This window comes from Geobacillus sp. YF-1 (assembly GCF_052692335.1).
Genome location: NZ_CP199850.1, coordinates 2,506,145 through 2,520,279 on the forward strand (window position 1 = coordinate 2,506,145; position 14,135 = coordinate 2,520,279).

Sequence of the window (14,135 nt, forward strand, 5' to 3'; positions counted from 1 at the left end):
GAGAGGGGGAAGCGCTTTATTGGGCAACCGCAAAATGGCGGTACAGCTCAATCACTTGTTCATACCGTTCTTTGGAGAGGACGCGAATTCCTTGCCGCAACCTTTCCTGCTGGCGGCTTTCGAGTTTTTTCACATCAATCTGAAAAAACGACTGAATAATCGGGCTGGACCGCCCCGGCCTGCCATTGAAAATGGATAACGTGCCATCGTCAGTGATGCCAAAATAGCCGTTCGCTTTCAAGAGCGGAGAAATGTCGTTGACCGTTTTCCGAAACACGATCGTCCGGTCATCGAGATCAACCAGTTGCCAATCGCGGTACTTTTTCCAGATGTTCGTCAATGAATCAACCGTCTCCGTCTTTTTCTCCTCGCTGATTTCCCCGTCCAAATAGTGCTGCTGCAAGACGATCGTCATGCTGACAGGGGCGGAGGACGCCCGCTGGCCCGGCAGCACAAGAGCGACGGTCAACAGCAGGATGGAAAGAATTCGCATCGCCTGTTCCTCTCTTCCCAGATGATGATTCGTTTGTATCATTAGTTTCGCCGACAGGCGCCATTTTATTCCTGCCACGCTCAGCTTTTTTGCAAAGCGAGCTGCTGGCGGTCCAAAAAGTGGGGCGGGTATTCGAGCCAGCGGCGCTCGATCATCATATTGGCTCCATCTTCTGTGAACGCGCCCGCTTTGGCGATCAAGCTGGCATACAAAGCGATAATATCGCGCCTTAGGCTCACCGCCATCGCCGCTCCGTATTCGGCCGTGCCAATGACGGACAGCGCGTTAATCACCGCCATCATCAGCTGATCGGAAAACGGCGGCTTCGTGGAATCGGTGACCGTCACATCCGGAGACATGACCGCCGGCACGTTGCTTTCCCGCAACACGTCATGAACGGTGTTCATAATATCGGAACAGACGCGCACTCCGCGCAGGAAAAAGTTGCGGATTTCCGGGTCAACAGTCACTTGGGCAAATCCGGTCAGCGTCGCTTTGCCGAGTTCGTTGTTGCGCGCTGTCGTAAACAAGTGCGCCACCTCAATCGCAAGCAGCGGGCGGCGCGGGCCGAACCAGCCCGTCAAAAAGCGCTGCTTTTCAATAAACTCGGCCTGTTTCGGATACACCATATACGGCGGGCGAATGTACACTCCTTTTTCCAAAAGAACATGACGGGTGCGGTCGTTTAACGTCACGGCTTCATTTAAAAACGCGCGGAACAAATCGGCGATATCTTGGCGCGACGCTAAAGCGATTGCTCCGCTGTGCGAAGCGATGCCAAACTTCGTCATATGATACATGTACTCTAAGTAAAAGATGTCGCTAAACAGTTTCGGGGCGCCGGAATAAACATGCTTCTCAACCGGATAGCCGACCGGCTTGGCGATGCCTTCGGCGGCAAACAGCTGCTCGATGGCGCGCAAATGCCCGTTGGCAACGTTCAACATTTCATCAATGAGCGGACGAATTTCATCATCGGTCACCGTTTCGGCAAAATGCGTCAACAAACAAGCGACAATGCTGTCATTGACATACGTGCTCCAAAGATTGGAAATTTCTGCACTCGTTAATGAAGTTACATTTCCTTCCACCAGCGTAGCACCTCCTTATTCCCCGTTATTATGTTTCATCCTTTTTGGGTGTATGCCACACGGACAAAAAAAATCCGCCGGCCTCTTCACCGACGGAGTTACGCTTCATCAAGCACCGATTCATCCAAATTATGGTAGATGTCTTGCACATCGTCATCGTCTTCAAGCGTATCGATCAGCTTCAGCATTTTTTTCAATTCATCGCCGGATAAGGTGGTGTACGTTTGCGGGATCATCGTGATTTCGGCGCTCGCAAACGTGAATCCTTGCTGTTCGAGCTGTTCTTTCACTGCCTCAAACGACTCGGGCGCCGTATAGACTTCAAACGACTCGTCCGTCGTTTCCATCTCCTCGGCCCCTGCTTCAATCGCCAGCAGCAGCAGCTCGTCTTCGTCTACATCGTGCTCCCCGCGGTCGATCACGAGCAAGCCTTTGCGTTCGAACAAATACGAAACGCAGCCCGTTTCCCCCAAGTTCCCGCCGTTTTTGGAAAAGGCGGCACGCACGTTGGCGGCGGTGCGGTTCTTGTTATCCGTAAGGCAGACGACCATGACGGCAACGCCGCCCGGCCCATACCCTTCGTAGCGAATTTCTTCGTAGTGAGTATGCTCTTGGTTTCCGGTCGCTTTTTTAATCGCCCGTTCAATGTTTTCGCTCGGCATGTTGGCGGCCTTCGCCTTTTCGATCACAAGGCGCAGGCTCGGATTGGCTGCTGGATCGCCCCCGCCGTTTTTAGCGGCCACGTAAATTTCTTTGGCCAATTTCATAAACAGTTTGCCCCGCTTGGCATCTTGGGCATTTTTCCGCCGTTGGATATTTTTCCACTTCGAATGTCCAGCCATCGATAGCTTCTCCTCTCATCACAACGGAATGTTCCGATACTTACTATACCAGAAAACAAGGAAAATGTCAGCCGAGCCCAGCGAGAAAGCCGAATGGCCCGGAACTCAACCGCCCCATTTCGCCTAGGAGGCTGGGGAAAAGCGGTTGTTTGTCTTGAACAATGGGAGCGTGCGAAAGGCGATCTTGATGCGACAGGGCTTTTCGATTTGAGAAACGAGGTTGATAAGCAGCCTGCTCCGTTAAATGGAGCTGACCCAAAAGGCGATCTCCCCCTCAGAAGCCGGTGATTTACTCGTGGATACGGCTTTGCCATCTCATTTCTCAACTAGAAAAACCTTGTTGCATGGATCCTAATTTTCAGGCGTTTCCCCATTGATGAAGGGAAGCAGCGGTTGTTCATCGGCCTTCTCAAGAAAGACCCAACTCGTGTGGCAGGGAAGCAGCTAGTGCTTCTATATAGCGATGAGAGAGGGTGTCCCAGTCTTTTGGGACACCCTCTCGATCGTTCAGCTTGCCCGTCTCGTTCGCACTATCGCGTATTTTCCGGACGTTCTTGAATCGTATCGCCGATAAAAATGGTGCGCAAGTCGCGGTCAATTTCCTCTCGGTTCACCGCACCGCCGTGGCGCATCGTGTTGTCGATCGAACGAACGCGATGGTACATGCTTGGGTTGGACGTGACGCGCACCCGCTTGCCGCCGGCATGCGGAGCAACCGCTTGGGCGACGCGCTGTTCAACGCGCTCCGGATGGCGGTCGGCGGTCGTGATCGCGATCAATGCTTGGCCGCCGTACACCACCGCGCGAGCATCCTTCACCCCGCTGACCGCCGCGGCCCGGCGAGAGAGCTGTTCGGCCAAGCGGCCGTCATACGTTCGATAGTAGGACGGATGCGGGTCGACGTTTAGCGAGTGCAAATGCCCGTGGTAATTGTAATCGCCATCGCCAAAATCGACATCGGGCGGAAGAGCCGGCACGCCCGTGTCAAAGCGGGTCGCCGCCGGTCCGCCAAGACGGCCGCCATCCGTCAAATAGTCGGTCGCCGGCCCGCGCCGCGTCCATAGATACCGGTTGTCATAGTTGAGCGCGTTCGTGCCATAGCGGCCGTAGCGGAAATCATCGCTCCGTTCCGTCGAGTAATAGCCGATTGGCCTTGCGCTGTCGTTGTAGCGTTGTGCGCCTTCATTTCCTTCCTGATCATTGGCGCATGAAGCGAGCAAGCCGGCCGCTGACAGCGCAGCGAGCCATTTGACCGCTTGTCTCAATGGAAAACCCCCCTTGGTTTCCTAAGCCCCGGGCTGGCCACAAACCAGCCTTACGTTTAGCTTGTGGAAAAAGGGGAGGCGTTATCGCTGTCAGTTTCCGCCAACCGGAACATTGGCGGACCATCAACGAACGGCATCTTGAGCAGGCGTTATGGCGGCCCGTTCCGTGAAAAGCGCTGTTTCTTCCATCATGGGCGGCCTATGCGTTATCGCTGTCCGTTCCCGCCAGCCGCCATTCATCCCATCTACTCTTTGGGCTTTGCCCTGCCCATTCCTTAAGATGGGACACGTCTGTCGGAAATGACGTTAAAACTTCGGCGGCGCTATAGCGAGCTGCCGTTTATGATGCGAACGTTCGTGCAGCTGTTCAATAATGTTCCGGTCCCGCTCTGGGATGTCTTCTCCTTTCAAATATTTGTCAATCATTTCATATGTCGTGCCCATCTCGCTTTCGTCCGTCTGTCCTTCCCATAATCCGGCGCTCGGTGCTTTTGTGATGATTTCTTCGGGAACGCCGAGCACGCGAGCCATTTCTCGCACTTCGCCTTTGGTGAAATGAATGAGCGGCACTAAATCGACCCCGCCATCCCCGTATTTCGTGAAGTAGCCGGTATGCCATTCGGCGGCGTTGTCCGTGCCGACGACAAGATAACCGTAGTTGTTGGCGACCGCGTACAACGTCGTCATGCGCAGGCGCGCCCTCGTGTTCGCATCGCCGAGGCGCGCTTTCTCCTCATTCCACTCCCCGCGGGCTTTCAGTTCGGCTTCCACGGCGCCGAACAGCGCCTTATGCGCCTCGGTCAAATCGATAACCAAATGGCGAATTCCGCAGCTTTCCACCACTTTCAGCGCATCTTCCATGTCTTTTGGATGGCTTTTGCACGGCATGATCAAGCCGAGCGAATCGTCCGGAAAGGCTCGCCGAATCAAATGGGCGACGACCGCCGAGTCAATGCCGCCGCTGATGCCGACGACCGCCCCGTTCAGACCGGCCGCCGCGACTTGTTCCCGCAGCCATTGCACAAGCTTCTCAATCGTTTCTTGCATTCACCTTCGACCCCTTTTCCATCGATTTCATTCCACATGTTTTATTCTAGCATAGCGCACAGGCGGCGGACAAACCGCTCCCGCTTTTCCCTGTCGATCGCCAAGCGGCGACGGCGTTCGACGGCCGGCCGCCACTCCCGAAAGATGTCAGCCGGGAAAAGGAGGGCATGCAAAAACCAGCGCTTTTCCAGCCATTGGCGGAGCGGAGCGAAACGAGCGAGCGCTGAGTACGACCAGCCGATGTGCGGCAACAAGCGGTTGGCATATTGCCAATAATCCAGCCCGGGCGAAGCCATGGCGGCGGCATCATAGTCAATGAGCCATAAATGGCCGGCAGAACACAAAAAATTATGCGGAGCGACATCGCCGTGAATGATCGCCACCGGCTCCGCCGCCAACTCGGCGGCATGCTCGGCGCACGTTGCCAAACAATCGCGCGCCCAGCGCTGCACAAACAAAATGTCTTCCTTTTCCATGATGGTTTCAATGAGCGGCAAGTGGCGACAAAACTCATCATAGCGGCGGCGCCATTTTTCATACAGATGCAGGCGCGGCAGGGCGCCGGCCGCTCGCTCCGTCCGAACAATGAACGCAGTCGCCGCATGGTAGCGCCGCAAAAGAGAGAGGCCGGCGGCGGCAGCGCGTCCATCGGCGAGCGAAAGCGGGCGCCCGTCCTTTACGTACTCCATCAGCAGCCAATAGCTCCCGCCCGCTTCCACCACGCCTCCGCAGCCGATCGGCGCGAGAGCGGGAGCGGCCAAAAACCCGGCGCGCCGCAAAGCCGAAAGCAGCCATGCTTGCCGCCAAGCGGCCGCAAACGAACGATACGCTTTGGCGACCCACATCCCTTGCCGGGCGGCGATGGCGATCACGTGCGGTTTCAATGCCACCGCCTGCTGAATGTCAAGACGGAAGCGGCGCTCAAGAAGAAAAAAGAGACGGCGGGCAGCGTCTCTTTCCATTCCGTTATTCGTTATCGCCATGTTCGCTCTCCTCATCCGGCGGCTCGCCAAACAAACGCGGGCCAGCCTCCGCAGGCCAAAACGGCGGCGCCGATCCAGGCGGGTTGGCCGGGTAACCACCTCCAGGCCACTGAAGCACAGGCGCAGTTGGCGGCAGATACCCATACGGAGCGGACGGAATGTATCCTCCGTAATACGGCGCCGGCGCATAAATGGGCATATAGCCCAATGGCGGATAGCCGGACGGCGGCGCGTACGTTGCCGGTGCGCCATAAACGGGCGCCATCGGGGCAGGATGAACGTAACCGGCGCCGATCGGCGAGGGGAATGGAGGGGCACCGTGCCCGACCGGCGGCAGAGCTGCCGATTCATCGCTGCTTTCTTGAATTCCAGGAAACGGCGCCGAACTGCTTTCCGGGCTGTCGGCAGCGGCCGGCGATGAATGTGGAATAGGCGGCGCTGTCGGCAGCGGCGGGGCGTAATATCCCGCTCCCGGCCAGACCGGAACTGTCGACACGTATCCTTGATTCGCTCCAAACGTCGGCGGAACGAACGGAGCGTTAGGAAGATGGGGCAGCGGCGGCGCCTCATCGCTTTCTTCCGCCTTCCATTCGTTCGGGCTTTCGCCGTTCTCCTCTTTCATGACGTCCGGCAAAATGTTGCTCGGCTTCGGCGGGAGCGGCGGCGCCGCAGCCCAAGACTGGGCAAACGAAAGAGGAGGCGGCGGCGTCACCGGAGGAATGGTGTGCACGAGCGGAGGCGCAGAGGCCTTTGCCTCGGCTTTCGCTGTTTCTTTTTTCTCCTCGACCGGTTCCGCCGCGGCGGGATTGGCCGCTTTGTCCGCTTGCTTCGGCGCCGGCGCTTCGTTGACGGCCGCGGGCGCTTCGTTCACCGGAACGTTGGGGAGCTTATTAACGGGAGCGGCCGCCGCTTGATTTGCCTTCGCATTCGGTGCTTGGCCGATCGGCATGCCGGATCCTGTTTTCGCTCCGGCGTTCGCTTCGTTGGCCGCTTGTTTTGCTTTGTCAACCGGGGCGGCTGGCGTGTTGTTCGCCATTTTTGGCGCGGCTGGCGTGTTGTTCGCCGCTTTCGGGGCAGTCGGCAGTTCGTTCGCCATTTTTGGCGCGGCTGACGTGTTGTTCGCCGCTTTCGCCGGAGCTGGCGTTTCGTTTGCCGCTTTTGGTGCAGGCGGCATTTCATTGGCCGGTTTCGGCGCCACTGACATGTTGTTTGTCGGGTTCGCTGCGGCCGGCGTTTGATTGGCGGCTGGCGCTTCTCCAATAGCGGCGTTGGGGGCCGAGCCGAATTCCGCTTCAAGGTCAATGGAAACAAACGGTTTCGCTTCGGTGTACGGGTGTTCTTTCACCTCGATTTTTTTGGGCGGCGCCGTCGTCTTCGCCCCTTTTTTGACCGGAACGCCGGCCGTTGGCACTTTGATTTTCATACCAGGCATGATGAGATTCGGATCGCTTAGGTGGCCATTTATTTTTTTCAATTGTTCAAAATCGACTCCATATTTTTGAGCGATTTTCCAAAGGGTGTCTCCCTTCTGAACAATATGGATTTTCACTCCGTTCCCCTCCTAAACCGAGACTGTCGGTGCTCGCTCGAACCATTGCTTGTTTCCGGCTAGTGTCTTTCAACACAATGTATGAGCGGAATGAACGATTTATGATAAAAAAATCCCTAGCCGAACGGAAAAGCTCCCGTTCAGCTAGGGAAAGCGAAAGATGCTTCGTCGCAATCGGACAGGCACCTCTTTCTTGCTGGTTTTCGCGCCCCATGCCTCGTACGTCGTCGCAAACGGACTGGGCCCCTCCCGTTGCTATAAACGTACCAGCTGTTTCTGTTGCCTTATCGTGAAAATCTCCCAAGGTTTCTCTAATTGAAAAGAGATCGAATCAGCATATTTTGCACGAAATCACCAGCCTTCTAGGAGGCTGGTGATTTAAGGGGGCAAGCCGCTTATCAAGACCGTTTCTCAAATCGAAAAGCCTTGTCGCATCACGATTACCTTTCAAACGATGCCCCGTTGCTCAAAAGAAACAACCGTTTTTCACCGACCTTCTAGAAGGCCGGTGATTTAAGGGGAAATACTGCTATCCAACATTGTTTATCGAATTGAAAAAACTTGCAACACCATCATTTTATTTCTTGTAATTTCCGACAAGTCGAATGAAGCTGGTGATTTTCACCAGCCCCCTAGGCAAGCGCCAGCATCCGCTGCAGCGCTGTTTTCGCCTCAAAAGCGACATGTTCAGGAACGGTGATCCGGTTGACGATCGTTCCTTGTTCGAGCGATTCGAGCGCCCACACGAAATGCGGCAAGTCGATGCGGTTCATCGTCAAACACGGGCACATATAGGGGTTGAGGGAAACGATTTCCTTGTCCGGATGCTCTTGTTTCAACCGGTTGACCAAGTTCATTTCCGTGCCGATCGCCCATTGGCTTCCGGGTGGAGCGTTCCGAATCGTGTCAATAATGTATTTCGTGGAGCCGGCATCATCGGCCTGCTGAACGACTTCAAAGCGGCACTCCGGGTGAACGATGATTTTCATGTCCGGCTTCGTGCGGCGAATGAACGCGATTTGCTCGACCGTGAAATTTTCATGAACCGAGCAATGCCCTTTCCAAAGAATGACCTTCACGCGCTCCAGCGCACCGGTGCATTGCAGCGTCTCTTCGTGCGGATCCCAGACCGCCATCTCATCCAGGCCGATTCCGAGCGCATACGCCGTATTTCTTCCCAAATGTTGATCAGGCAAAAAGAAAACCCTCTCTTTTTGGGAAAACGCCCACTCCATCATGCGTTTGGCGTTCGATGAGGTGACGGTCGCCCCGCCATGCCGGCCGACAAACGCTTTAATGGCCGCCGTCGAGTTAACGTATACAAGCGGAACGATCGTTTCGCCCAAGCGCTCGTTTAGCGCTGCCCAGGCCCGCTCGACTTGAAACAGATCGGCCATGTCGGCCATGGAACAGCCGGCGCGCAAATCCGGCAAAATGACCGCCTGCGCCGCGCTCGTTAACATATCGGCCGTTTCCGCCATGAAATGGACGCCGCAAAACACGATGTAATCGGCCTCGCTGTTTTTCGCCGCGAGCCTTGCAAGCTGAAGCGAATCACCGGTGGCATCGGCGAATTGAATCACTTCATCTTTTTGATAATGATGGCCCGGAATGAACAAGCGCCGACCAAGGCGTTCTTTGACGGCGCGAGCGCGCGCTTCCAGCTCATCCTTTTCCATCATTTTGTATTTTTCCGGCATTTCATCCATACGTTTCAACTGTTCGAGTACGTTCATCCATTCTCCCCCCATTATTGCAAAGAAAAACTAATATCGAGCGCCGCGGCGGAGTGGGTCAAAAAACCGAGGGAAATATAATCGACTCCGGTTGCGCCATACGCCGTGACGTTGGCGAGTGTAATGCCGCCGGATGCTTCGGTGACGATCGGCTTTGGCACGAGCGGAACAAACGTTTTCACTTCCTCAGGCGTTCGATTGTCAAACATGATCACATCCGCCCCCGCCGCGACCGCCTCAAGCACTTCCGCTTCCGTCTCCGTTTCCACTTCGATTTTCACCATATGGCCAAGCCGCTCCCGCACCGTTTTCACCGCGGCGGCAATCGACCCATAAAACGCGATATGATTGTCTTTAATCATCACGCCGTCATACAAGCCGAAGCGGTGGTTGTAGCCGCCGCCGCAAGTGACCGCGTATTTTTCCAGCATGCGCAGCCCCGGCGTTGTTTTTCTTGTGTCACAAATGCGGGTGCGGCTATCCCCGAGGCGATCGACCGCCTGCCGCGTCACCGTCGCGATGCCGCTTAGGCGCTGGAGCAGATTTAAAATGACCCGCTCCCCGGATAACAGCGACCGCACCGGTCCAGCAACTGAGGCGATCGGTTCGCCGGCGGAAACCCGTTCACCGTCTCTTTTGATCACCGATACGTCAATTTGCGGATCGAGTAGCCGATAACCGGCAGAAATGATGTCAACCCCGGCCAAAACGCCGGCCGCTTTCGCTGTAAACACGCCGGCGGCCCGTTCATGGTCTGGAAAGAGAAGATCGCTCGTCAAATCGCCATCGCCCATATCCTCAAGAAAAAAGTGCCGCAGCAGCTGTTCGAGTTTCAATCGGTTCATCGTTCATCCTTCCTTCGTTGTCTTTTTTCGCCTACCGTCCGGCCGCTTGCCACGCCCATTCCTCACGGGTCCGCACGAGGCGCCGCCCCTGCCAAGCACGGTCTTCGTACGGCACATCGCTCCGGTAATGGCTGCCGCGGCTTTCCCGGCGGCGCAGCGCGGATGAGGCCACAAGCCAGCCGGCAAGCAGCATATACCCTGTTTCAATCTGCTCGGCCGTCAACTGTTCGATGTCGCCATCTAACCAATCGGACAACGAAAACTGTTCCAACCAGCCTACGGCGGCGCGCAGCCGCTCGCCATCGCGAACGATGCCAACCTCTGTCGACAGCCGCTCGCAAAGGCGCGTCCGCTCCGGTAGCGACGGGGCAAACGGACGCCGGCGGTCGGGCCGCCGCACCGCTTGGCGCATCGCTTCAGGCCAAGCAATGCCGCGCCGGATGGCCTGCGCCACCCGATTGCCAAAGACGATCGCTTCCAACAGCGAGTTGCTCGCTAGGCGGTTGGCGCCATGCACGCCGGTGCAGGCGGCTTCCCCAACAGCGTACAAGCCCGGCACCGTCGTCTGTCCCCACTCATTGACCACGATACCGCCCATCAAAAAATGGGCGCCCGGAACGACCGGCAGACGGCCGTCTTCAAGGCGGACGCCATGGGCATCGCACAGCGCGGCAATCGTCGGAAAGCGGCGGCGGAAATTGGAAACAGCAGCAATGTTGAGTACCACGCGGCCGCCCCGATCGAGCTCGGCCGCAATGGCGCGGGCGACGACATCGCGCGGGGCTAAATCGCCAAGCGGATGAACACCCTCCATCAGCCGGCGCCCATCTTCCGTTTCCAGCACCGCTCCTTCGCCGCGCACCGCTTCAGAAATGAGCCCGACCGCTTTTCCATCGACCGCCAGCATCGTCGGATGAAACTGGACGAACTCCATGTCCGCGACCGCGGCGCCGGCCCGATACGCCATCGCGATGCCGTCCCCGACCGCGGTCGGAGCGTTCGACGTCAACGCGTACAACCCGGCGCAGCCGCCGGTCGCCACAATGACCGCCTCCGCTGCCCAAGCCGAAACGACACCGTCGCTTCGCTTTGTTTTCACGCCGACGCAGCGGCCGTTTTCGATCACCAAGTCAATGACTTGTTCACCTTCCACGATCCGCGCGTCCACTTGCCGCCGCAAAAACTCCACGAGCGCCCGCCCGGTTCGATCGCCGCCGGCATGCAAAATGCGGCGATGGCTATGTCCGCCCTCTAGACCGAAACAAAGCCGGCCAGATTCATCGCGGTCAAACTCCAGCCCGGCGCTGATCCAAGCTTGCAGCCGCTGCGGCCCCTCGCGGACAAGGAGCTCGACCATGCGTTCATCATTATGAAAGCGGCCAGCCGCCATCGTATCGCGGAGATGGGCGCGCCAGTCATCCGCTTCCGCCAGCGCCGCCGCCACTCCCCCTTGCGCCCGCCATGAATTGCTGTCGGTCAGCCCTTTTTTTGTGAAAATGGTCACATTTCTTTGCCGTTGTAAACCGTAGGCTGCGGTTAAAGCCGCCAATCCGCTGCCAACAATGATTATGCCGGCTTCTTTCACCTTGCAGCCCCCTTTCTTTTTAACTGTCTTGACATCTATATTTACACATATTTAAACTAATGGCAAGATATTTGTTCAAAAAAGAAAAGGCGGGAGAACGATGATTTATTTGGATTATGCCGCAACGACGCCGATGTGCAAGGAAGCCGTCGCCGCTTATGCGGAAGCAGCAACCGTTTATTTTGGCAATGAAAGCAGCCTCCACGACGCCGGCACTACCGCACGGAAGCTGCTCACGTTATGCCGGCGCGAGCTCGCCCTTATGATCAACGGCGAGGCGGAAGGGGTGTACTTTACTAGCGGCGGGACGGAAGCGAACGTGCTGGCCGTCCGTTCGCTCATCGCCGCCCACCGCCGGAAGGGAACCCATTTGATTACGACTGAGATCGAACACGCCTCGCTGCACCATTTATTCAAGCAGTTGGAAGCGGAAGGATACAAGGTGACGTACTTGCCAGTGGACCGCTATGGGCGCATTCGCCTCACCGATTTGGAGCGGGCCGTGACGCCAGAGACCATCCTCGCTTCCATCCAGCACGCCAACTCGGAAATCGGCACGATCCAGCCGCTCGCCGACATCGGCCGTCTCCTGCGGGCGCGCGGCGTCCTTTTTCATAGCGACTGTGTGCAAACTTTTGCTAAAATACAGCTAGATGTCAAAGCGATGGCGATCGACAGCCTCTCGGTTTCCGCGCATAAAGTGTACGGCCCCAAAGGCGTCGGCGCTGTCTACATCGACCCGCGCCGCCACTGGAAGCCCGTCTTCCCAGGGGCGACGCACGAATCAGGGTTTCGTCCGGGAACGGTCAATGTGCCGGGCATCGCCGCGTTCCTGACAGCGGCAAAACGCCTTTATGAGCGGATGGAAAGCGAGCAACTCCGTTTCGAACAGCTGCGGAGCCGCCTTCTGGACGCCATCGCCGCCAAACGGCTGCCGGTGGCGGTCGAAGGCCATCGCGACGCTCGGCTCGCCCATATCGTCGGGTTATCGGTCAACGGCTTGGAAGGCCAGTTTGTCATGTTGGAATGCAATCGCGCCGGGATTGCCATTTCGACCGGCAGCGCCTGCCAAGTAGGATTGCAAGCGCCATCGCGGACGATGATAGCCGTCGGAAAAACACCGGAAGAAGCAAGGCAGTTCATTCGCGTTTCCTTCGGCACCGCCACAACGGAAGCGGACATTGACCGCTTCGTTTCCGTCTTGGAACGGCTAGTCTCAGCAGGAAAGGGGGCGAACCAAGGGTGAAAGAGGACAAGAAAGTTTTCGGGGAAGCGCGGCGCCAACTTATTTTGCAATGGCTCAAAGAGAGCACAACGCCGCTCACCGGGGCGGAATTGGCGGCCAAAACCAACGTCAGCCGTCAGGTGATCGTTCAAGACATTTCCTTGCTTAAAGCGCGCAATGAGCCGATTATCGCCACAAGTCAAGGCTATTTGTATTTAAAGCCGGCGGCGCCGGCCAAAACGTATACGCGAACGATCGCCTGCTTCCATACGCCAGAACAGACGAAAGAAGAGCTATACCTCCTTGTCGATTGCGGAGTGACCGTCAAGGACGTCAAAATCGAGCATCCGGTGTACGGCGATTTGACGGCGTCCATCATGGTCAGCAACCGCTTCGAGGTCGATCAATTCATCGCCAAAATTAACGCGACCAAATCGGCTTATTTGCTCCAACTGACCGATGGAACGCATTTGCATACGATCGAAGCCGATGCGACCGAAAAGCTTGATGCCGCCTGCCGCGCCTTAAAACAGGCTGGCTTTCTCATTGAAGCGTAAAGCGACAAAACGGGTGTCCCCATCGCGAACGAGGACACCCTTTTGCTCCTTTATCCAACGAAGTAATACGGATAGCTGCCCAACAGCTGCACGGTGCAACCGAGCGCTTCGATTTCCGCCATCGCTCCCGGGATGAGAACGTCATCCTTCGGCGCATCGATGTCAATGATAAAAAAATAGTTGCCAAGCCCCGTTTTCGCCGGGCGCGATTCGATTTTCGTCAAATTGAGCCGCCGCCAGGCGAACGCCGACAATACTTGATGAAGAGCGCCGGGCTGGTCTTTCGGGAGCATGACGACGATGGTCGTCTTGTCGCCGGCGTAAAGCGGCGACCGGAGCGAAAGCGGTTCATTGCGCCGGCTGACAACGATAAAGCGCGTATGATTGGAATCGTAATCATGAATGTTTTCTTGGGCGATGACAAGACCGTATTCATCCGCGGCCAGCCGATTGGCGATCGCCGCCGCCGGCAAGTGCGGGTGCTCGCTCACCCATCTCGCCGCCGCGCTCGTCGAGGTGACGTGCACGTGCTTCGCCTCTTTGAGCACCGTATGCAAAAACTTGCGGCATTGCGCCATGGCGTGCGGATGGGAATACACTTCTTTCACTTCGCGCCAATGCGGGGCGTAATACGGGTGAACGAGCAAATGCTGCTCGATCGGCACGACGACCTCGCCGATAATCGGCAACGGCTGTTCATGAATTAAATAGTCGAGCGTTAAATTGACCGACCCTTCCAACGCGTTTTCCAACGGCACAACGGCCGCTTCAATTTCTCCGGCTGCCGCGGCGTCGATGCAGTCAGGAATCGTATCATACGGCGCCCGCGGCGATGACGGAAAAAGCGCGGCCGCCGCCGCTTCCGTAAATGTCGCTTTCGGTCCTAAATAGCCAATTTTCATCTCCATTTGCCTCTC

Annotated in this window: 13 protein-coding genes; 2 read left to right on the forward strand and 11 right to left on the reverse strand. The window is 56.9% G+C overall.

Annotated features, from left to right (window positions below; genetic code table 11):
- Positions 1-16: 16 nt before the first annotated feature.
- The 10 genes from ACTVIM_RS12505 to nadB all read right to left on the reverse strand — a co-directional run bounded on the left by ACTVIM_RS12505 (position 17) and on the right by nadB (position 11,436).
- Complete coding sequence (locus tag ACTVIM_RS12505; RefSeq protein ID WP_033844217.1) at positions 17-493, reverse strand: intercompartmental signaling factor BofC; 477 nt, start codon at positions 491-493, stop codon at positions 17-19.
- An 80-nt stretch (positions 494-573) separates the two neighbouring features.
- Entirely contained in the window at positions 574-1,584 is a 1,011-nt protein-coding gene (locus ACTVIM_RS12510) for a DUF3231 family protein (RefSeq protein WP_445612776.1), read from the reverse strand.
- A gap of 98 nt (positions 1,585-1,682) precedes the next feature.
- The gene (locus ACTVIM_RS12515; protein ID WP_445612777.1) at positions 1,683-2,426 is read right to left on the reverse strand and encodes a YebC/PmpR family DNA-binding transcriptional regulator; all 744 of its coding nucleotides are present in this window, start codon (positions 2,424-2,426) and stop codon (positions 1,683-1,685) included.
- Between the two features lie 530 nt (positions 2,427-2,956).
- Positions 2,957-3,691 (reverse strand): YhcN/YlaJ family sporulation lipoprotein, encoded by a 735-nt coding sequence (locus ACTVIM_RS12520; protein ID WP_033020224.1) that lies wholly within the window; start codon positions 3,689-3,691, stop codon positions 2,957-2,959.
- 306 nt (positions 3,692-3,997) lie between these two features.
- Positions 3,998-4,738, reverse strand: a complete 741-nt coding sequence (gene nadE, locus ACTVIM_RS12525; RefSeq protein ID WP_445612778.1) for an NAD(+) synthase — start codon at positions 4,736-4,738, stop codon at positions 3,998-4,000.
- Between the two features lie 41 nt (positions 4,739-4,779).
- Positions 4,780-5,721 carry a phosphotransferase gene (locus tag ACTVIM_RS12530; RefSeq protein ID WP_445612779.1) on the reverse strand — a complete coding sequence of 314 codons (942 nt, stop codon included), beginning with the start codon at positions 5,719-5,721 and terminating at the stop codon, positions 4,780-4,782.
- On the reverse strand, positions 5,705-7,270 hold the full coding sequence (safA, locus tag ACTVIM_RS12535) for a SafA/ExsA family spore coat assembly protein (protein ID WP_445612780.1): 1,566 nt from the start codon (positions 7,268-7,270) through the stop codon (positions 5,705-5,707). Before safA ends, ACTVIM_RS12530 begins: the two co-directional genes overlap by 17 nt.
- Before the next feature lie 632 nt (positions 7,271-7,902).
- Complete coding sequence (nadA, locus tag ACTVIM_RS12540) at positions 7,903-9,006, reverse strand: quinolinate synthase NadA (protein WP_445612781.1); 1,104 nt, start codon at positions 9,004-9,006, stop codon at positions 7,903-7,905.
- Between the two features lie 14 nt (positions 9,007-9,020).
- Positions 9,021-9,851 (reverse strand): carboxylating nicotinate-nucleotide diphosphorylase, encoded by an 831-nt coding sequence (gene nadC / locus ACTVIM_RS12545; RefSeq protein WP_445612782.1) that lies wholly within the window; start codon positions 9,849-9,851, stop codon positions 9,021-9,023.
- Positions 9,852-9,882: 31 nt separating this feature from the next.
- Complete coding sequence (gene nadB, locus ACTVIM_RS12550) at positions 9,883-11,436, reverse strand: L-aspartate oxidase (protein WP_445612783.1); 1,554 nt, start codon at positions 11,434-11,436, stop codon at positions 9,883-9,885.
- A 100-nt stretch (positions 11,437-11,536) separates the two neighbouring features.
- Here nadB and ACTVIM_RS12555 point away from each other — a divergent pair, with 100 nt between their 5' ends.
- Positions 11,537-12,682: an IscS subfamily cysteine desulfurase gene (locus tag ACTVIM_RS12555; protein WP_445612784.1), complete on the forward strand. Its 1,146-nt coding sequence runs from the start codon at positions 11,537-11,539 to the stop codon at positions 12,680-12,682.
- Complete coding sequence (locus ACTVIM_RS12560) at positions 12,679-13,218, forward strand: transcription repressor NadR (RefSeq protein ID WP_445612785.1); 540 nt, start codon at positions 12,679-12,681, stop codon at positions 13,216-13,218. Before ACTVIM_RS12555 ends, ACTVIM_RS12560 begins: the two co-directional genes overlap by 4 nt.
- A gap of 50 nt (positions 13,219-13,268) precedes the next feature.
- On the opposite strand, the gene pheA is transcribed toward ACTVIM_RS12560, so the two are convergent.
- Entirely contained in the window at positions 13,269-14,120 is an 852-nt protein-coding gene (gene pheA / locus ACTVIM_RS12565; protein WP_033020362.1) for a prephenate dehydratase, read from the reverse strand.
- Positions 14,121-14,135 lie beyond the last annotated feature (15 nt).